Below are 19,025 nucleotides of genomic sequence, written 5' to 3'. Positions count from 1 at the left end.
CTCAGGTGGTGATCGCGATGGCCGCGACGACGATGCCGTCCTCGACCAGCCACCGGCCGGAGAACCCCTCCAGCGCCGCGCCCGCCACCACCGGCCCCGGCACCAGCAGCCGCGCCGTGAACGTGCCGTCCGACGCGAAGCGGACGTGCGCGTCCTCGAAGCCGAGCCACTTGTGGGTCAGCGGGAACCACGCCTTGTAGACGCTTTCCTTGGCGGCGAACAGAAGTTTGTCCCAGTGCGTGTCCGGGTGCGCGGCGGCCATGGCGGCAATTGCGCGGCGCTCGTCGGGGTCGCTCACCGCGTCCAGCACGCCGTCGGGCAGGGGCACGTGCGGCTCGGCGTCGATGCCGACCGTGACGATCTCGGAGTCCAGGGCCAGCACGGCGGCCCGGTAGCCCGCGCAGTGCGTCATGCTGCCGACGATGCCGTGCGGCCACTGCGGCGCGCCGCGCTCCCCGGGCAGAATCGGCGCGGGCGGCCTGCCCAGGCGCGCGAGGGCCTGGCGGGCGCAGTGCCGGACGGTGGTGAACTCCCGCTTGCGCTTGTCGACGGCCTTGGCCACCACCGCCACTTCCGCCGGCAGCAGCACGGCATCCGGCGGGTCGTCGGTGGCCTCGACCGCGGCGACGGCGGCAGGCAGGATGCGCTCGATCATCGGTGCCCCATGGCGTCGACCCTAACCGGCGGCCCGGAACCGCGGCCGGGGTGGTGTCCGGGATCATGGACCGGGGAACCGCGGAGCGCGGTTCCCCGGGCGTCCTCACCGTTTGGTTCTGGCCACCACGTAGTTCATCGGCAGGTCCAGGGTCGCGCCGCTGGGCACGAAGTCGGTGCTGTGCAGGATGGTGCTGCCGTGCTCGACGATCTCGATCCCGGCCGCGTCGAGCACCGACTCCAGCTTCCCGTCCTGCCAGGCGGCCGGGGTGAGGCCGTACTTGAAGACCCGCTGCATCTTCGGCACGGCGTCGGCGCTCTGGGCCAGCGCCGACTGGATGGTGTCCGCCGCCGCGGGCGCGAGTTCGACGGCGAACAGGTGGCCGGTCCCGCCGATCAGGACCGCGAGCGAGGCGGCCGCGGCGGCGCGCAGCTCGTCGGGCATCTGGTGCAGCACGCCACGCATGTAGATGTTGGCGTCGCCGAGTTCGGCGTGCAGGTCGCGGGCGGCGGCGGTGTCGCCGAGGTCGAACCGGCGGAACTCGGCGGGGGTGTCCGCGAGCAGGGCGCGGGCGTGCTCGATCGCCGCGGGGGCGAAGTCGAGGCCGATCACCCGGTCGTAGTGGGTGGTCAGGGCCGCGGTCTGGGTGCCGTTGCCGCAGCCGACGTCGAGCACCGGCAGGCCATCGGCGAAGTGCGGTTGGAACCAGGGCAGGTGGGCGGTCGCGGTGACGCTGCCCTCGCTGTCCCAGATCGGCAGTCCGCGCTCCTGCGGCAGGTCGTGCCAGAAGCGCTGCCAGTTCGAGTTCACCGGTTGGTCCATAACTCCTCCACCGTTAGCCCGCTAGTGGCTGCTTGGTTTACGGCTCAACCGCAACGATGACAAGTACTTGATCGACAGTTGCGCTATTCAGGTGAAATTCTGTAACGCGAGCCACCACGGTGGGTAAATCATGATCACCCAGAGTTTGATCACCGCGACCGAACCCCGCCATCCGGCTTGACAATCCTTTGTGGACTGACCCAAGTGGACGGACCGGCGTCACCCGGTCTCGCTCAGTTCGGCGGGCACGGCGGCGGGGTCGGCCGGACTCTTCGGCTGCTCGCGCACCAGGACGCCGTGCAGGATCATCCGCTGCCGGTTGGAGAACTTCGGGTGGCAGGTGGTCAACGTGATCAGCTTGCGCCGCTCGGCGTCCGGGACGGCGGCGGCCGCGTTGCCGGGCACGGGCGCCACCACGTCGCTCTGCTTGGGGGTGACGATCTGACGACCGACGGCGGCGGCGTAGTCGCCGGTCAGCGGCTCGACCGGGGCCGAACCGGCCGCGCCCGCGCAGCGCGGGTCGGCGGCGCGGTTCGCCCAGCCCTTGGCGTCGGCGGTGGTGGGCAGCATCCGGTAGACGAACCAGCTCTCGCGGGTCTCGACCACGATCGCGTCGCACGATTCGAGCAGGTCGAGGTCGTTGAAGGGGGCGCCCTTGCCGACCCGGTGGCCCGCGACCGCGAAGTTGCCCGGCTCCCCCGGCGGCGCCGAGTTCTTGTAGTGGCCGGGGCCGATCTCCAGGTTCTGCTCGGAGGTGCCCTCGACCACGGTGAACTTGTAGTCCTCGCCCAGCGCGGGGATGTAGAGCTTGGCGATGCCCTCGCCGTCGGCGAACTCGAAGCGCTGGGTGCGTTCCGGGTCGGGCGCGGCCGGGACCTGCCACTGCTCGTCGAGCGCGGAGGTGACGTCGCGCTGCTTGCCCGCGGACACCAGGTCGGTGATCCACACCTCGTAGCCGACGAACAGCAGCACGACCATGCCCGCGGTGACCATCAGCTCGCCGACCGTGCGGACGATCACCGACCCGAGGCTCGCGCGGCGCGGCGGATCGTCGTAGTAGTCGTCCTCGTCGTCGTAATAGTCGTAGTCGTCGTCGTACTCGTCGTAGTCATCGTGTTCAGCGCGGTACTCGTCGCCGGTCAGGTCGCCGCGATGGACCGGGATGTACTCGGTGGGGTCATCGACCGGCCGCACGGGCGGAATCAGCTCGGTGTGCGCCTCGGCGGGGAGCGGACGGCGGGGCGGCGGCCTGCGCGGCGGCGGCGGACCGGGTCGGATGCCCTGCGCGGGCGGCGGGAGCCTGCGGGGCGGCAGCGGCGGGCGGGGCGGGGTCGGCGGCAGGCCGCGCGGCGGCATGGCCCCGCGCGGCGGCAGGCGCCGGTCGTTCGGCTGGTCCACCGCTGATCACCCCCTCGCTCCGGCGATTCGGACCCGACCATAAGCCAGACGGGCGTTCGAATGGTGTGAATCGGGCGCGGCCCGGGGCGCTCAGGAGAGAAATCCGCGCAGCAGCGACGCGGTGCCCTCCAGGTGCTCGGCCATCGCCCGGCGGGCCGCGACCGGGTCGCCCCGCAGGATCGCCTCGACCACGGCGCGGTGTTGGCGCTCGGAGTGCCCGATGTTCGCCGGGATCAGCGGGATGGCGTCGAGCAGGGCGTTGAGCCGGGTGCGCACGTCGGCCACGGCGCGGGTCAGCGACGGCGCGGCGGTGGCCTCGGCGACCGCGAGGTGCAGCCGCGAGTCCTTGCGCCGGTACTCCACAGGCCCCGCACCAGCGCAATCGTCGAGCCGCGCGGACAACTGCCTGCGCACGGCTGGGGTGAGCGCGCGGCCCGCGGCGGCCTCGGCGGCACCGGTCTCCAGGACGTGGCGCAGGGTCAGCGTGTCCGCCAACTCGGCCGCGAGGTCGGCGGGCGGCAGCGCCGGACCGCGGGCGGGCAGGGCGGCGCGGACGAACGTGCCGCCGTAGCGCCCGCGCCGGGACTCGACGTAGCCCGACTCCTGCAGCGCCCGCAGCGCCTCGCGCAGGGTGACCCGGCTCACGCCCAGCCGCGCGGACAGCTCGCGCTCCGGGGGCAGCCGGGCGCCGGGGGCCACCACGCCGAGGCGGATGGCCTGGAGCATGCGCTCCATCGTCTCCTCGAACGCGTTGCCCGCGCGGACCGGCCGGAACACCGCGACCGCGACGAGGTCGTCCGGCTCAGAGGGGGGTGACATAGGCGCCGGAGATCCCCCCGTCGACCAGGAAGGAGGACGCCGTCATGAACGAGGAGTCGTCGCTGGCCAGGAAGGCCACAGCGGCGGCGATCTCCGCGGGCTCGGCGAAGCGGCCCATCGGGATGTGCACGAGGCGCCGGGCGGCGCGCTCGGGGTCCTTGGCGAACAGTTCCCGCAGCAGCGGCGTGTTCACCGGCCCGGGGCACAGCGCGTTGACCCGGATGCCCTCGCGGGCGAACTGCACGCCCAGCTCGCGGCTCATCGCCAGCACGCCGCCCTTGGACGCGGTGTAGGAAATCTGCGAGGTGGCCGCGCCCATGACCGCGACGAACGACGCCGTGTTGATCACCGAGCCCTTGCCCTGGCGACGCATGTGGCCGATGGCGTGCTTGCAGCACAGGTAGACCGAGGTGAGGTTGACCTGCTGCACGCGGTGCCAGGCGTCGAGGCCGGTGGTGAGGATGGAGTCGTCGTCGGGCGGGGAGATGCCCGCGTTGTTGAACGCCACGTCGAGCGAGCCGTAGGTGTCGACGGCGGCCTGGAACAGGGCCTCGACCTCGGCCTCGCTGGTGACGTCGGTGCGCACGAACAGGCCGCCGACCTCGTCGGCGGCGGCCTTGCCCGCGTCGAGGTCGACGTCGGCGACCACCACCCGGGCACCTTCGGCGGCCAGCCTGCGCACCGAGGCCAGGCCGATCCCGCTCGCCCCGCCGGTGACGACGGCCACCCGGCCGTCCAGCCGCTTGGTCATCCGCGCTCCCCTGTCAGCGATCGGTACTGATGAAGACGTTCTTGGTCTCGGTGAACGCGGCGACCGCGTCCGGGCCCAGTTCGCGGCCGAGGCCGGACTGCTTGAAGCCGCCGAACGGGGTCCAGTAGCGCACCGACGAGTGCGAGTTGACCGACAGGTTGCCCGCCTCCACCCCGCGCGCCACCCGCAGCGCGCGGCCGACGTCCTGGGTCCAGATGGAGCCGGACAGGCCGTACTCGGTGTCGTTGGCCAGCCGCACCGCGTCGTCCTCGTCGTCGAACGGCAGCACCGCCACCACCGGCCCGAACACCTCGTCGGTGACCGCGCGGTGGTCGGGCGAGATCGGCGCGAGCACGGTCGGCGGGTACCAGAATCCCGCGCCGGTCGGCGCCGTGCCGCGGAAGGCGACCGGCGCGTCGTCCACATAGGACGCCACGCGGTCGCGGTGCTCGGCCGAGATGAGCGGCCCCATCTCGGTCGCCTCGTCGCCGGGGGCGCCGACGACCACCGCCCGCACGGCCGTCTCGAACAGCTCCATGAACCGGTCGTAGACCGGGCGCTGCACCAGGATGCGGGTGCGCGCGCAGCAGTCCTGGCCCGCGTTGTCGAACACCGCGTACGGCGCGGTCGCCGCGGCCCGGCACACGTCGGCGTCGGCGAAGACGATGTTGGCGTTGTTGCCGCCCAATTCCAGGGTCAGCCGCTTCACCTGGTCGGCGCAGCCCGCCATGAGCTGCCTGCCGACCTCGGTCGAGCCGGTGAAGACCACCTTGCGCACCAACGGGTTCGTGACAAACCGGGCACCCACCACCGAGCCCTTTCCCGGCAGCACCTGGAAAACCTCCGGCGGGAGGCCCGCCGCACGAGCCAGCTCACCGAGCCGCAGCGCGGTCAGCGGCGTCAGCTCGGCAGGCTTGAGCACGACGGCGTTGCCGGTGGCCAGCGCGGGCGCGAACCCCCAGCTCGCGATCGGCATCGGGAAGTTCCACGGCACGATCACCCCGACCACGCCCAGCGGCTCGGCGAAGGTGATGTTCACCCCGCCCGGCACCGGGATCTGCCTGCCGAAGAGCCGCTCGGGCGCGGCGGCGTAGTAGTGCAGGACGTCGCGGACGTTGCCCGCCTCCCAGCGCGCGTTGCCGATTGTGTGCCCGGAGTTGGCCACCTCCAGCCGCGCCAGGTTCTCCAGGTCGGCGTCGACGGCGTCGGCGAAGCGGCGCAGCAGCCGCGCCCGGTCGGCCGGGGCCACCGCGCGCCACCCCGGCAGCGCGGCGTGCGCGCGGGCGATCGCGGCGTCGGTCTCGTCCACCGAGGCCAGCTCGACCGTGCGCACTACCTCCTCGGTGGCCGGGTTGCGGACGTCGAAGGTCGTCACCGGGCTCCCTTCCGCTGCTGCGCGGCGCGCACGAGGGCGGCGAACAGCCGCACGTCATCGACGTTCTGCTCGGGGTGCGACTGCACGCCGAGCACGAAGACGGCGCCGCGGAGTTCGACGGCCTCGACGGTGCCGTCCTGGGCGGTGGCCACCACGTCGAGCCCGGCGCCGAGCCGGTCGAGCGACTGGTGGTGGTGGCAGTGGGCGTGCACGGACCGGCCCAGGACGTCGGCGAGCCGGGAGCCCGCGTGGACGGTCAGCTCGGTCTTGCCGAACATGGCGACCTCGGGCTGGTGGTCGGTGGTGCCGACCAGCTCCGGGGTGTGCTGGTGCAGCGTGCCGCCGAGGGCGACGTTGAGCACCTGCATGCCCCGGCACACCGCGAGCAGCGGCAGCCCGAGCGTCAGCGCGGCCTCGACCAGCGCGAACTCGGCCGTGTCGCGGGCGGGCTGCGGGGTGCCGGTGGTGGGGTGCGGGGCCTGGCCGTAGCGGGCCGGGTCGATGTCGGCGCCGCCGGAGAGCACCAGGCCGTCGAGCCAGTCGACGGTCTCCGCGCGCCAGTCGCCGATCGGCGGCAGCAGTACCGCGTTGCCGCCCGCCGCGCACACCGACTCGACGTAGGCCCGGTGCAGCACCGCGGCCTCGGCTTCCCAGATGCCGAACGCGGAGTGCTCCAGGTAGGTGGTGATCCCGATGACCGGGGGCCGCTCAGAGGCGTTCGAAGCCACGGACCCGCTCCCAGTCGGTGACGGCGGCGTCGTGGGCGGCCAGCTCGACGCGCGCGGCGTTGAGGTAGTGCTCGACCACGTCGTCGCCGAGGGCGCCGCGGGCGACCGCGCTGTCCGCGAGCAGGCCCGCGGCCTCGCGCAGGGTGGCGGGCACCCGCGGCCGGTCCGAGGTGTAGGCGTTGCCGCGGTACTCCGGCTCCAGCGGCAGCTCGCGCTCGATGCCGTGCAGACCCGCCGCGATCAGCGCCGCGACCGCGAGGTAGGGGTTGACGTCGCCGCCGGGCACCCGGTTCTCCACCCGCAGCGAGTCGCCGTGGCCGACCACGCGCAGCGCGCAGGTGCGGTTGTCGGTGCCCCAGGCGACCGCCGTCGGCGCGAACGACCCGGCGGCGAACCGCTTGTAGGAGTTGATGTTCGGCGCGAGGAAGTAGGTCAGCTCGCGCAGGCAGGCGAGCTGGCCCGCGATGAAGTGCTCCATCAGCGGGGAGAATCCGCCGGGCCGGTCGCCCGCGAGCACCGGCTCGCCGGTCGCCCCGCGCAGGCTGACGTGGATGTGGCAGGAGTTGCCCTCGCGCTCGTCGTACTTGGCCATGAACGTCAGGCTCTTGCCGTGCTGCGCGGCGATCTCCTTCGCCCCGGTCTTGTAGATGCCGTGGTTGTCGCAAGTGGACAGTGCGTCGGTGTAGCGGAAGGCGATCTCGTGCTGGCCGGGATTGCACTCGCCCTTCGCGGACTCGACGTAGAGCCCGGCGCCGGTCATCGCGAGCCGGATGGCGCGCAGCAGCGGTTCGATCCGGCCGGTGCCCAGCAGCGAATAGTCCACATTGTACTGATTGGCCGGGGTCAGGCCGTGGTAGCGGCGGTCCCACGCCTGCTCGTAGGTGTCGGCGAAGACGATGAACTCCAACTCGGTGCCGACGAACGCGGTGAGCCCGCGCTCGGCGAGCCGAGCGAGCTGGCGGCGCAGCACCTGTCTCGGCGAGACCGGCACCGGCCCGCCCGCCACCAGCTCGACGTCGGCGAGCACCAGCGCGGTGCCCTCGTGCCAGGGCAGCAGCCGCAGCGTGGCCAGGTCGGGGCGGAGCACGAAATCGCCGTACCCGGTGTCCCACGACGACATCTCGTAGCCGCCGACGGTGTTCATCTCGACGTCGACGGCGAGCAGGTAGTCGCACGCCTCGGTGGCGTGCGCCAGGACCTCTTTGACGAAGTAGCGGGCCGAGCAGCGCTTGCCCTGGAGCCTGCCCTGCATGTCGGTCATCGCGACCAGCACGGTGTCGACGCGGCCGAGGTCGACCAGCTCGCGGAGCTGCGCGACCGACAGCAGACCCGAGTTGTCCCGCATGGCCGAGTCCCTTCCCAAAGGATCAGCGTGTGCCCATTGGCCGCCGTGCCCCAGCATGCTGACAGCGCGGGCACCCGGCCCGCAACCACCGGACGGGAAACAGTCCGCCGGTTACCGCGAACGGGTCTTGACCGTGCTTTGTGACCGGCAGCACACTGGGGCGGCTGTCCAAAGGATCACCCGCGCACCTTTGAGGAGCAGCCCGTGGCCTCGACCGAACTCACCCGCGACGACGACGAGGCCCGGCTGCACGGCCTGGGCTACGCCCAGGAACTGCGCCGCTCGATGTCCGGGTTCAGCAACTTCGCGGTGTCGTTCACGATCATCTCGATCCTGTCCGGCTGCCTCACGCTCTACGGCTTCGGCATGAACACCGGCGGCCCGGTGGCGATGATCTGGGGCTGGCCGCTGGTCGGGTTCTTCGTGCTGATGGTCGGCCTCGGCATGGCCGAGGTGTGCTCCAGCTACCCGACCGCGGGCGGGCTCTACTACTGGGCGGCGAAGCTCGCGCCGCGCAACGGGGCCGCCTGGTCCTGGTTCACCGGCTGGTTCAACCTGGTCGGCCAGGTCGCGGTCACCGCGGGCATCGACTTCGGCGCGGCGCTGTTCCTCAACGCGTTCCTCGACCTGCAGTTCGGGTTCGCCGCCACACCGGGCAACACGATCCTGCTGCTGGGCATCATCCTGGTCCTGCACGGCGCGCTGAACACCTTCGGCGTGCGGGTGGTGGCCCTGCTCAACAGCATCAGCGTGTGGTGGCACCTGGCGGGCGTGCTGGTGATCGTCGGCGTGCTGATCGTGGTGCCGGACAACCACCAGCCCGCGTCCTTCGTCTTCGGCGAGTTCGTGAACAACACCGGCTGGGCCTCGCCGGTGTACGTGTTCCTGCTCGGCCTGCTGCTCGCGCAGTACACCCTGACCGGCTACGACGCGTCCGCGCACATGACCGAGGAGACCCGCGGCGCGGCGGTCGCCGGGCCGCGCGGGATCGTCAACTCGATCGTGGTGTCGCTGGTCGCGGGCTGGGTGCTGCTGATCGGCCTCACCTTCGCCATCCAGAGCTACGACGGCGCCCTGGCCTCGGGCACCGGCGTGCCGCCCGCCCAGGTCTTCATCGACGCGGCGGGCGCGACCACGGGCAAGTTCCTGCTGCTGATCTGCATCGGCGCGCAACTGTTCTGCGGCATGGCCGCGGTCACCGGCAACTCCCGGATGATCTACGCCTTCGCCCGCGACGGCGCGATCCCGGGATCGCGGATCTGGCACCGGATCAACAAGCGCACCCGGACGCCGACGAACTCGGTCTGGCTGGCCGCCGCGGGCGCGTTCCTGCTCGCCGTGCCCTACCTGTGGAGCGCGACCGCCTACGCCGCCGTCACCTCGATCGCCGTCGTTGGCCTGTATGTGGCCTACGTGATCCCGGTGTTCCTGCGGGTGCGCAAGGGCGACGCCTTCGAGCGCGGCCCGTGGCACCTGGGCCGCTGGGGTCGGCCGATCGGGATCGTGGCCACCGCGTGGGTGTGCTTCATCTTCGTGCTCTTCATGCTGCCGCAGGTGTATCCGGTGACCTGGGACAAGTTCAACTACACCCCGATCGCCTTCCTGGTGGTGCTCGGCGGCGCGGGGCTGTGGTGGCTCGTCTCGGCCCGCAAGTGGTTCACCGGGCCGAAAGTCCAGGGCACGGCCGAGGAACTGGCCGCGGTGGAGCGCGACCTGGACCTGCCCTGAGTTCGGTGCGGGCTACCCTTTCGTGCACGGGGGGTGGCAGTGGACTCGACGGACTCGACGTACGACCCGTACGTGATCAGGCCCGAGACGGCGCGGCGGCTGCCCGGCTACCGCTTCCGCCCCGTATTCGCGCGGCGGCGCCACGGGCAGGCTGCTGTGCCGGACCACCGAGTCGGGCTCGCGCTACCTGATCTGGACCGACGACCGGCTGGCGATCCAGGGGTTCGCGTTCCAGGGCGGTGACCCGGCCGCCATGCTCGACTGGTGGCGCAACGACGCCGGTCCGATCTGACGCCTCAGAAGCCGCCGCCCAGGCTCGCCGTGCCGGTTCCGGTGCCGGAGCCGTAGCCGGTGGTCAGGACCTTGCCGTCGAGGATGGAGAGGATCTCGACCGTGCCCGCGCGGTGCTTCATGGTGAGGCTCCACTCGTGCCGCCCGCCGTCGACGGGAACGGTCAGCGACTTGCGCCACGGCAGGGTCACCGCCTGCTCCTCGTAGGTCTGCCCGTCGAGGACGTAGGTGATGGAGTCGACCTTGGCGGTCCCGGTGGCGGTGAAGACCAGGATGCGCGGCTCGCGCGCGGGCGGCACCGACGAGGTCGTGGTCGGCGCGGCGGTGGTCGATCTCGTGCCGATCGTGGAGATCACGGCGTCCGATCCCGTGGGCGAGCCCTGCACGGTTCCACAGCCCGCGAGCACGGCGGCCAGCGCCGCGATGCCCGCCGCGGACCGTCGCGGCCGATCGAGGTAGGTCATGCCCCGACCCTAAACCGGTGTACCGGGACCGGTCCCGGCGTGGCCGCATCATGCTGTCCGCCGACGCGCCTGCCGGTCTCGTGGCTACGGTGCGGCAGTACTCGACGACGGTCCGGGAGGCCGGTGTGACCGACAGGGCGGACGAGGGCCGGTGGCTCCCGCGCAGCCACGCGAGCCTCGCGAACGGCGTCTCGCGCGCCACCCCCGGCGCGATCTTCGCACTGGCCCTGACCGGCGGGATCACCGTGAACCCGCGCGAGGACCGCACTGTCCACTTCGGACGCAACCCGGGTGAGGTGCAGGTCTGCGTCGGCGAGGACGACCGGCAGGTGAGCCGCAGGCACGGGGTGCTCACCTACCGGCGCGGGCTGTGGTGGGTCGGCAATCTCGGGAAGACGCCCATCGGCCTGCCGGGCGCGCGGCTGCTGTTCAGCAACGAGGCGCCGATCCCGCTGGCGGGCGGGTACACGCCGCTGTTCGTCCGCGGCTCCCGTGACCGGGAGCACCTGCTGGAGCTGTATGTGGCCGGACCAGACGGAGGACGCCCGATGCCCCACCCCGGCGATGTGACCCGACCCCCGAAGACCTGGCCGCTGACCCCGGACGAACGGCTGGTCCTGATCGTTCTCGGCCAGCGCTACCTGCGCCACGAACCGCATCCGCAGCCGTTGTCCCGCCGGCAGGTCGCCGACCAGATGGCCGAGTTGCGGCCGCACGCGGGCTGGCGGCTCAAGCGGGTCGAGCACATGGTCGCCGACATCCGCCAGCGGCTGTCCGCGGCGGGGGTGTTCGGAGTGGTCAAGGAGGACATCCCCGAGCCGATCGGCAACTCGCTCAACCACAACCTGATCCGCGAGCTGATGCTGACCACCACGCTCGTCCCCCAGGACCTCGCCATCCTCGACGAGCGTGATCCGTGAGTGATAAAAAAACAGTACCCGGAATCACTCGTGCGCTGTAAGAAAGGCTCCCGGTCAGCCCCGTACCACCGCAGGCCGTTTCCCTGTTTCCAGAAACTCAATGAGCCCGCTGCGAACCTGTTGGATATCCACCTCAACGTCAGCCGGAACTACGCTGAGGTTGCTCATGTAGATGTACTCGGCTCGTGCGTCGGGGTCGCCGTCGCCCTTTGTGCTACCGGCGACGTCGGCGTAGTAGCGGATGAAGCCTTTGTCTTGGCCGAGGCCGACCTCCAGGATGGGAAAGCCGTCTTGACCGCTGATGTTGACCTGGATGGCGGCCGGGCAGCGGTGGCCTGTGGTTTCCGCCAGTACGCGGTCGATGAGGGTGTTCAGTTCATCCACCGTGCGGACTACGATTTCGTCCTGATCCTCGTCCTGGTCGTACCACACAGCTAGCTCGACCACTTCTTTCCTCCCGTGAAAGTGCCTTGGTAGTGCGGGCCGTAGACGGTAAGGGTATAACCCTCGGGCAGCAGGATTGGCAGGAGTACCCGGCAGCTCCAAAGTCCCCGGCAAGGCCGATTGTTTATGGCCAGCTCAACGTCCCGAGAACCACTCTTGACCATCCTCAAGGCCACTTTCATCTCGACATGGTCGATGGACATGGGCTTGAACTTCTCCGGGACACCAGCAGCAACGAGCCGCTGCCAGACCTCGTCGGACTCGGCATCCTCCCCGCTGAGCCTTGGGTGGCGTAGGCCAAAGGTGCTCTCGGCCTGGTCGATGAGTTCAAGCGCTTGCACGAGGGCGGCGAGGTCGAGTAGGGCGAGCACCTGCCCAAGTTCGGCGGCGATCTTCTCGACTGACACCCGTCCCCCTCCGTCGGCGGCCTGCCAGCGTAGAACGAGGCGGCTTCCCGTGGGCGCCTGGAGACAAGTGGGCTCGCCAGACCTCGGCGTCGCCATCCACACCTCGCCATCCTCGACGAGCGTGATCCGTGAGTTGCCTCGCCAGGACGCGGCGGGCAAGGTTGGCACGTGATGGTGGAACAGGTGCTGCTGCTCGATGATGCGGGCAACGAGATCGGCGTGGCAGACAAGGCGGGGGTGCACCACGCGGACACCCCGCTGCACCTGGCGTTCTCCAGCTATGTCTTCGATCGGGAGGGCCGGTTCCTGCTGACCCGGCGGGCCGGGCACAAGAAGACCTGGCCCGGGGTGTGGACGAACTCGTGCTGCGGCCATCCCGCACCGGGGGAGCCGATCGCCGACGGGGTGAGCAGGCGGCTGGCGAACGAGCTGGGGCTGCCTGGTCCACACGAGATCGACCTGGTGCTGCCGCGCTTCCGCTACCGCGCGGTGATGGGCAACGGCGTGGTGGAGAACGAGATGTGCCCGGTGTTCCGGGTCGTGGTGGCGGGCGCGCCCGAGCCGATGGCCAACCCGGACGAGGTGGACGTGGCGAAGTGGTTGCCGTGGCGGGACTTCGCGGCGACGGTGCTGGACGGGACGCGCGCGGTGTCGCCGTGGTGCGTGCTGCAGGTGCGCGAACTGGCCGCGCTCGGCCCCGACCCGCTGGCCTGGCCGGTAGGCGACCTCGCCGCGCTGCCCGCCGCGGTGCGGTGACCCGGTGCCGGTCCTCGACGGTTTCAACCAGGCGATCGAACACCTGATCCCGCAGGCGCACCGGATGGGCGTCACCGCGGTCGAGCTGGCGCCGGGCCGGGTGGTGTGCTCGGTTCCGTTGGCGGACAACGGGAATCACCTGGGCACGATGTACGCCGGGGTGCTGTTCACGGTCGCGGAGGTGCTCGGCGGCGGCATCTGCCTGCCGATCTTCGACCTGTCGCGGTTCTACCCGATCGTCAAGGACCTGCGGATCGACTTCCGCCGACCGGCGCGCAGCGATGTCCGGGCCGCCGCCACCCTCACCGCGGAGACGATCGAGCGCGTGCGCGCGGAGGCCGAGGACCACGGCAAGTCGACGTTCATCCTGGAAGCGGAACTGACCGACACCGAGGGTCACGTCGTCGCCACCACGGTCGGAACCTACCAACTGCGCGCCCACTGAAGTACCTACCGGCGAGTTTCGGATACTGCTAGTCTCCGAAATCTGCCGGTATCTACAGCGCGGCGGCAGCCGACCAGGGGAGCACGATGACCGACCAGCGCGACTTCGACGTGATCGTGATCGGCGCGGGTGTCTCCGGCCTCGGCGCCGCGATTCGGCTGCGGCAGCAGGGGGTCACCGATTTCGCGGTGCTGGACAAGGCGGACGAGATCGGCGGCACCTGGCGGGCCAACACCTACCCGGGTTGCGCCTGCGATGTGCCCTCGGCGCTGTACTCGTTCTCGTTCGCGCCGAATCCCGAGTGGACTCGCGCTTTCGCCGGACAGCAAGAGATTCTCGGCTACCTGCGCGACGTGTCCACCCGGTACGGCGTCGACGCGCACCTGCGGCTGGGCACCGAGATGGTGCGCGCGCAATGGGACGAGGAGCGGCGGCGCTGGCTGCTGGACACCACGCGCGGCCCGTACCGCGCCCGGGTGCTCATCGCGGGCGCCGGGCCGTGGAACGAGCCGCTGATCCCGGAGCTGCCCGGACTGGTCGACTTCACCGGCGAGATGTTCCACTCCGCGTGGTGGAACCACGACTACGACCTGACCGGCAAGCGCGTCGCGGTGGTCGGCACGGGTGCCTCGGCCGTGCAGTTCGTGCCGCGCATCCAGCCGATCGTCGGGCGGCTGCACCTGTTCCAGCGCACCGCGCAGTGGGTGCTGCCCAAACCGGACCACGCCGTGTCGAAGGCCGAGCGGTGGCTGCTGCGCCGGTTCCCCGGCACACAGCGGGCGTTGCGCACGGCGGAGTACGCGGGCATGGAGACCCTCGGCTACGGGTTCCGGCACCCGTGGCTGCTGCGGGCCGTGCAGCGCGTCGGGCTCGCGCACCTGCGCGCGACGGTGCGCGACCCGCGGCTGCGCCGAGCACTCACCCCGGACTACACGTTGGGCTGCAAGCGATTGCTGATGTCCAATGTGTACTATCCGGCGCTGACCCAGTCCAACGTCACGGTGCATCCCAATGCGGTCAAGGAGATCCGCGGCTCAACGGTGGTCGGCGCGGACGGCGTCGAGTCCGAAGTGGACGCCATCATCTTCGGCACCGGGTTCCACATCCTCGACATGCCGCTGGCGAACCTGGTGTTCGACGCGGCGGGGCGCAGCCTGGCGGAGCACTGGCAGGGCAGCCCACAGGGCTACCTCGGCACCGCGGTGTCCGGCTTCCCCAACGCTTTCCTGCTGCTGGGACCGAATCTGGGCACCGGACACACGTCGGCGTTCATGATCCTGGAAGCCCAACTCGGCTACGTGATGGACGCCGTGCGCCAGCTCCGCGCGCACAACTGGCCCACCGTGGACGTGCGGGCCGACGTGCAGGCGGCGTTCAACGCCGAGGTGCAGGCCGCCCTGCCGACGACGGTCTACAACGCGGGCGGCTGTTCGAGCTACTACCTGGACGTCAACGGGCGCAACAGTTTCAGTTGGCCGTGGTCGACCGCGCGGATGCGCGCGCGGATCGCCAGGTTCGACCCCGCCGGGTACACCGTGCGCGCGACCGAGGACGTGCCGCGATGAGCCGCTACACCGCCATCGACCTGACCGACGCCGTGCTGCCGGGCATGATCACGCGCCGACGCGGCCACGTGGTCAACATCGCCTCGATGGCCGGGAAGTTCGCCGTGCCGGGGATGGCGGTCTACAACGCCGGCAAGTTCGCCGTCGTCGGCCTCACCGCCGCGGTCCGCGCGGAGTACGCGCGCACCGGGGTCAGCGTGAGCGCCGTGCTCCCCGGGGCAGTGCGCACCGAACTCACCGCGGGTGTCCCGCTCGGCCGCGGACTGCCCACAGTGGACCCGGAGACGATCGCCGCCGCCGTGCTGCGGAGCTGCCGGACCCTGCGGGCGGAGATCCCGGTGCCCGGGGCGATGGCAGCCTGGGATCTGGTGGCCGCGGTGACCCCGGAGCCCGTGATGCGCGTCTTTCGCAGGCTGGCGGGCGACGACCGCGCGCTGACCTCGCTCGACCCGCTCGCCCGCGCCGACTACGACCGCAGGGTGGCCGCGCAGTCCGAGCCGACCTGATCGATCGCGGTCGCCAGGATCGCCAGCGCACTGTCCATAGTGGACTCATCGACGTTGAGCGGCGGCAGCATGCGCACCACGGCGTCGTCGTACCCGCCGACCTCCACGATGAGCCCGCGGTCCAGTGCCGCCCGCTGCACCCGAGTGGCCGCCGCCCCGTCGCGGAACTCGACGCCGAGCATCAGGCCGAGCCCACGCACGTCGGTGACCAACCCGGAATGCCTGCCCCGCAAGCGCTCCAGCCCGGCCAACGCCTGCGCCCCCCGCGCGCGGACATTGGCCAGCACGCCGTCGCGAACCATCACGTCGAGGAATGCCGAGCCCGCCGCGAACGCGACCTGGTTGCCGCGGAACGTGCCGGTGTGCGCGCCCGGCGCCCACGTGTCCAGCCTGCGGTGGTAGGCGATCACCGCGGCGGGCATGCCGACCCCGGACAGCATCTTCGACAGCACCACCACGTCCGGCTCGATGTCGTAGTGCTCGAAGGCGAACCACCGCCCGGTGCGCCCGCACCCGGTCTGTACCTCGTCCACGATGAGCGGAATGTCCAGCCGGGCGGTCACTTCCCGCACCCGGCGCACGAAGTCCGGTGGGGCCACGACGGTTCCGCCCTCCCCCTGCACCAGTTCCAACAGCACCGCGGCCGGCCTGCCGATGCCGGTGTGCGTGCCGGTGAGGGCGCGTTCGACGTAGCCCGCGCAGTTCGTCTCGCAGGTCTGGCGCCGCAGGCCCAGCGGGCAGCGGTGGCAGTAGGCGAACGGCAGGAAGTGCACGCCCGCGGCCAGACCGCCGACCCGCGCGCGCAGCCCGCTCTCGGCGGACGCGGCCAGCGCGCCGTGCGTCATGCCGTGGAACCCGCCCTGGAAGGCCACGATCTCGGCGCGCCCGGTCGCGGTCTTGCAGAGCTTGATGGCCGCCTCGACGGCGTTGGCACCGGTCGGGCCGCAGAAGTGCAGGCGGGTGTCGGCCCGCATGGGCGCGGGCAGGATGTCGAGCAGCCGCGTGGTGAACTCGTCCTTCGCGGGGGTCGGGAAGTCCAGCGCGTGCGCGAGCACCCCGACCTGCGCGCGGACGGCGGCGACCAGTTCGGGGTGCCCGTGGCCGAGCGCGAGCGCCCCGGCACCCGCGAGGAAGTCGATGAAGACGTTGCCGTCGGCGTCCTCCACGAAGCTCCCGGCGCCGCGCACCAGCGCGATCGGCAGCCTGCGCGGGTAGGACCGGGCGGCGGACTCGCGGCGGTCCTGGCGGGCCAGCAGGTCCCGGCTGCGCGGGCCCGGGATCTCGGTCCGGCGACCGGATGTCGGCACAACGGGTGTCATGCGGCTCCTGTCCGTCACAACGGGTGTGCCGTCAGCATCGCACCAGGCAGGCGGCCCTCACGCACCGGGTAAGGTTTGCCTAACCTTTTGTGTCGTGGCGGTGACCAGGTAGTAATCGATGAGCCCTTCGCGCCACGACGGCAGCCAGCGGCGCGGCCACGCGGACTCGGCGGCGCCGAGCTGGGCGATCCAGCGGTCCAGGCCCGGCCAGACGTGCGCGCCGATGGACCGCGCGCGCACCGCGGTGAACCCGGCCGCGCGGAGGTGGTCGAGGAACACGGGCAGCGGGTGCTCGCGGTCGACGCCGCTGCCGAAGGTCTCCAGCCTGCGCGGCAGCTCCCCGAGGTGGTCGGCGTCGGGCAGGAAGAACGTGGCGACGGCGAGCCGCCCGCCGGGGGCGAGAACCCGGTGGGCCTGCGCGGCGAAGCCCGCGAGGTCGGCGAAGTGTTGCGCGGCCTCCAGCGAGACCGCGACGTCGAACGTGTTGTCGGGGAAGGGAATCGCCTCGGCGGCGCCCTGCCGGAAGGTGAGCCTGCCGCCCGCCGCCGCGATCGCCGCCGCGTTGCGCTCGCTCGCCCGGGCCACCTGCGCCGGGTTGAGGTCGACCCCGTGCAGCTCGCCCGCGCCGAGTTCGGTCGCCGCCCAGGTGCCGCCGATACCGAGGCCGCAGCCGACCTCCAGCACGCGGTCCTCGGCGGACACCTCGACCTCACCGAACACCAGCCGGTAGAGCGCGAGCTGGCTGCACACGCGCTGCGCCACGGTGATCTCGCCGGGGCCGAGCGGGATGTCGCGCCAGTAGCCGAAGTTGATGAACCCACCGGCGAAAACGGGGAGTGAACTCAGGTCGTCCTCGCCGTACATCCGTGCCAGGAGTGTGGGCGCGTCGTCACTCATGGACCCATCGTGCCGGCCTTCGGCGCCGAATCACCGGGTACGATGACCCTCGGCTGCCCAAGCCCGGAACCCCGGGATGTTGAGACAGGCCGTGCCGCTGGACCGGCGCGCCCGCGAGTCCAGTTCGGCGGGAACTGGGTACTGCCCCTCACCGGACCTCACGTGCAGCAGGCCGGACCACCGAGCACAGCCGACCCCCCGAGAGCGCGGTTCCGCCCATGACATCGATCGACAACCCCTCCCGAGATCAGGCCCTGCGAGGCAGCGACTTCGCCGAACTGTCCCGCTCGATCCGGCAGGCGGGCCTGCTGGAGCGCCGCCGCCGCTACTACGCGGTGCGCATCACCCTCAACATCCTCGCCATGGCGGGCGGCTGGGTCGCCTTCGCCTACCTCGGCGACAGCTGGTGGCAGTTGTTCCTGGCCGCGTTCTTCGCCGTGGTGTTCACCCAACTCGCCTTCATCGGCCACGACGCCGGCCACAAACAGATCCTGCGCACCCGGCGCGGCAACGACGCGGTCGGCCTGGTCCACGGCGGACTCACCGGCCTGAGCTACGGCTGGTGGATCAACAAGCACAACCGCCACCACGCCAACCCGAACCACGAGGACGAGGATCCCGACCTCGACATCGGCCCGCTGGCCTTCACCGTCGCCGACGCCCGCGCCAAGCGCGGTTTCGTCCGCTGGACCGTGAAGTACCAGGCGTTCCTGTTCTTCCCGCTGCTGCTGCTGGAGGGCCTCAACCTGCACGTGTCCAGCGCGCAGGCGGTGTGGGCGGGCGAGGTGAAGGCGCGCAGGCTGGAGAAGGCGCTGCTGCTCGGCCACCTGGCCGCGTACCTGACCGCCGTGTTCGTGGTGCTGTCCCCCGGCGTCGGCGTGGTGTTCATCGCCGTCCACCAGGGACTGTGGGGTGTCTACATGGGATGCTCGTTCGCGCCGAACCACAAGGGCATGCCGACCATCGCCGCGGGCACCACCCTGGACTTCCTGCGCAAGCAGGTGCTCACCTCCCGCAACGTCCGCGGCGGCAGGCTGACCGACTTCGCGCTGGGCGGCCTCAACTACCAGATCGAGCACCACCTGTTCCCGAGCATGCCGCAGCCGAACCTGCGTCGGGCCCAGTCGATCGTGCGCGAGTACTGCGGCCGCAACGGAATCTCCTACGCCGAGTGCGGCCTGTTCCGCTCCTACGGCCACGTCCTGGAGCACCTGCACGCCGTCGGCGCTCCCCTGCGCGGGCGCGAACTGAGCCCCGCGGCGGGCTAGGCAGTGTCTCGAAGTCCGTACCGGTCAACATCGGCAGTGATGCGCGGTCTCGGCGTGTCGTTGATCAAATAGGCGAGGTCTCCGGTAGATCGATCAACGACCAAGAAGATCGAGAACACCGG

At 71.2% G+C, this 19,025-nt stretch carries 20 protein-coding genes; 7 read left to right on the top strand and 13 right to left on the bottom strand.

All coding sequences use genetic code 11. The features are described from left to right. Position 1 precedes the first annotated feature (1 nt). From ACT4N7_RS18565 to ACT4N7_RS18530, 8 genes are all read right to left on the bottom strand, one after another. Positions 2-655, bottom strand: coding sequence for a 4'-phosphopantetheinyl transferase family protein (locus tag ACT4N7_RS18565; RefSeq protein WP_444830028.1), 654 nt, complete (start codon positions 653-655; stop codon positions 2-4). Positions 656-760: 105 nt separating this feature from the next. Continuing rightward, positions 761-1,477: a class I SAM-dependent methyltransferase gene (locus ACT4N7_RS18560; RefSeq protein ID WP_444830027.1), complete on the bottom strand. Its 717-nt coding sequence runs from the start codon at positions 1,475-1,477 to the stop codon at positions 761-763. Between the two features lie 219 nt (positions 1,478-1,696). After that, positions 1,697-2,875: a class E sortase gene (locus tag ACT4N7_RS18555; RefSeq protein ID WP_444830026.1), complete on the bottom strand. Its 1,179-nt coding sequence runs from the start codon at positions 2,873-2,875 to the stop codon at positions 1,697-1,699. Positions 2,876-2,965: 90 nt separating this feature from the next. Beyond that, positions 2,966-3,694: a FadR/GntR family transcriptional regulator gene (locus tag ACT4N7_RS18550; protein WP_444830025.1), complete on the bottom strand. Its 729-nt coding sequence runs from the start codon at positions 3,692-3,694 to the stop codon at positions 2,966-2,968. Further along, complete coding sequence (locus ACT4N7_RS18545) at positions 3,678-4,445, bottom strand: 3-oxoacyl-ACP reductase (protein ID WP_444830024.1); 768 nt, start codon at positions 4,443-4,445, stop codon at positions 3,678-3,680. Before ACT4N7_RS18545 ends, ACT4N7_RS18550 begins: the two co-directional genes overlap by 17 nt. Before the next feature lie 13 nt (positions 4,446-4,458). After that, positions 4,459-5,820 (bottom strand): aldehyde dehydrogenase family protein, encoded by a 1,362-nt coding sequence (locus tag ACT4N7_RS18540; protein WP_444830023.1) that lies wholly within the window; start codon positions 5,818-5,820, stop codon positions 4,459-4,461. Beyond that, complete coding sequence (locus ACT4N7_RS18535) at positions 5,817-6,548, bottom strand: gamma-glutamyl-gamma-aminobutyrate hydrolase family protein (RefSeq protein WP_444830022.1); 732 nt, start codon at positions 6,546-6,548, stop codon at positions 5,817-5,819. The genes ACT4N7_RS18540 and ACT4N7_RS18535 overlap by 4 nt, the downstream gene beginning before the upstream one ends. Continuing rightward, positions 6,529-7,893, bottom strand: coding sequence for a glutamine synthetase family protein (locus ACT4N7_RS18530; RefSeq protein ID WP_444830021.1), 1,365 nt, complete (start codon positions 7,891-7,893; stop codon positions 6,529-6,531). Before ACT4N7_RS18530 ends, ACT4N7_RS18535 begins: the two co-directional genes overlap by 20 nt. A 285-nt stretch (positions 7,894-8,178) precedes the next feature. On the opposite strand from ACT4N7_RS18530, the gene ACT4N7_RS18525 reads away from it, so the two are divergent. Beyond that, positions 8,179-9,621, top strand: a complete 1,443-nt coding sequence (locus ACT4N7_RS18525) for an amino acid permease (protein ID WP_444830072.1) — start codon at positions 8,179-8,181, stop codon at positions 9,619-9,621. Between the two features lie 296 nt (positions 9,622-9,917). Here ACT4N7_RS18525 and ACT4N7_RS18520 read toward each other — a convergent pair whose 3' ends face one another. Next, positions 9,918-10,376, bottom strand: coding sequence for a hypothetical protein (locus ACT4N7_RS18520; protein ID WP_444830020.1), 459 nt, complete (start codon positions 10,374-10,376; stop codon positions 9,918-9,920). 17 nt (positions 10,377-10,393) lie between these two features. Between ACT4N7_RS18520 and ACT4N7_RS18515 the strand changes: the two genes are divergently transcribed. After that, positions 10,394-11,296, top strand: a complete 903-nt coding sequence (locus tag ACT4N7_RS18515; protein ID WP_444830019.1) for an FHA domain-containing protein — start codon at positions 10,394-10,396, stop codon at positions 11,294-11,296. Between the two features lie 54 nt (positions 11,297-11,350). Here the strand turns inward: ACT4N7_RS18515 and ACT4N7_RS18510 are convergent, their stop codons facing one another. Continuing rightward, a complete protein-coding gene (locus ACT4N7_RS18510) occupies positions 11,351-11,743 on the bottom strand; it encodes an Imm1 family immunity protein (protein WP_444830018.1) in 393 nt (130 codons plus the stop codon). Beyond that, on the bottom strand, positions 11,731-12,147 hold the full coding sequence (locus ACT4N7_RS18505; protein WP_444830017.1) for a DddA-like double-stranded DNA deaminase toxin: 417 nt from the start codon (positions 12,145-12,147) through the stop codon (positions 11,731-11,733). The genes ACT4N7_RS18510 and ACT4N7_RS18505 overlap by 13 nt, the downstream gene beginning before the upstream one ends. A gap of 174 nt (positions 12,148-12,321) precedes the next feature. Between ACT4N7_RS18505 and idi the strand changes: the two genes are divergently transcribed. The 4 genes from idi (at position 12,322) to ACT4N7_RS18485 (ending at position 15,419) form a co-directional block, all read left to right on the top strand. Continuing rightward, complete coding sequence (idi, locus tag ACT4N7_RS18500) at positions 12,322-12,903, top strand: isopentenyl-diphosphate Delta-isomerase (RefSeq protein ID WP_444830071.1); 582 nt, start codon at positions 12,322-12,324, stop codon at positions 12,901-12,903. 4 nt (positions 12,904-12,907) lie between these two features. Beyond that, a complete protein-coding gene (locus tag ACT4N7_RS18495; RefSeq protein WP_444830016.1) occupies positions 12,908-13,348 on the top strand; it encodes a PaaI family thioesterase in 441 nt (146 codons plus the stop codon). Between the two features lie 86 nt (positions 13,349-13,434). Then, a complete protein-coding gene (locus tag ACT4N7_RS18490; RefSeq protein ID WP_444830015.1) occupies positions 13,435-14,913 on the top strand; it encodes a flavin-containing monooxygenase in 1,479 nt (492 codons plus the stop codon). Then, entirely contained in the window at positions 14,910-15,419 is a 510-nt protein-coding gene (locus ACT4N7_RS18485; RefSeq protein WP_444830014.1) for an SDR family NAD(P)-dependent oxidoreductase, read from the top strand. Before ACT4N7_RS18490 ends, ACT4N7_RS18485 begins: the two co-directional genes overlap by 4 nt. Here ACT4N7_RS18485 and ACT4N7_RS18480 read toward each other — a convergent pair. Together ACT4N7_RS18480 and ACT4N7_RS18475 are read right to left on the bottom strand one after the other, a co-directional pair. Then, a complete protein-coding gene (locus ACT4N7_RS18480; RefSeq protein ID WP_444830013.1) occupies positions 15,380-16,738 on the bottom strand; it encodes an aspartate aminotransferase family protein in 1,359 nt (452 codons plus the stop codon). The genes ACT4N7_RS18485 and ACT4N7_RS18480 overlap by 40 nt on opposite strands. A gap of 57 nt (positions 16,739-16,795) precedes the next feature. Beyond that, positions 16,796-17,635: a class I SAM-dependent methyltransferase gene (locus ACT4N7_RS18475; RefSeq protein ID WP_444830012.1), complete on the bottom strand. Its 840-nt coding sequence runs from the start codon at positions 17,633-17,635 to the stop codon at positions 16,796-16,798. 218 nt (positions 17,636-17,853) lie between these two features. Between ACT4N7_RS18475 and ACT4N7_RS18470 the strand changes: the two genes are divergently transcribed. Next, positions 17,854-18,903 (top strand): fatty acid desaturase family protein, encoded by a 1,050-nt coding sequence (locus tag ACT4N7_RS18470; protein ID WP_444830011.1) that lies wholly within the window; start codon positions 17,854-17,856, stop codon positions 18,901-18,903. The last annotated feature ends 122 nt before the right edge of the window (positions 18,904-19,025 follow it).

This window comes from Actinokineospora sp. (genome assembly GCF_052390155.1).
Lineage (GTDB): Bacteria > Actinomycetota > Actinomycetes > Mycobacteriales > Pseudonocardiaceae > Actinokineospora.
Note: the sequence above shows the minus strand (reverse complement) of the source record. Positions and strands in the feature narration are given on the sequence as shown.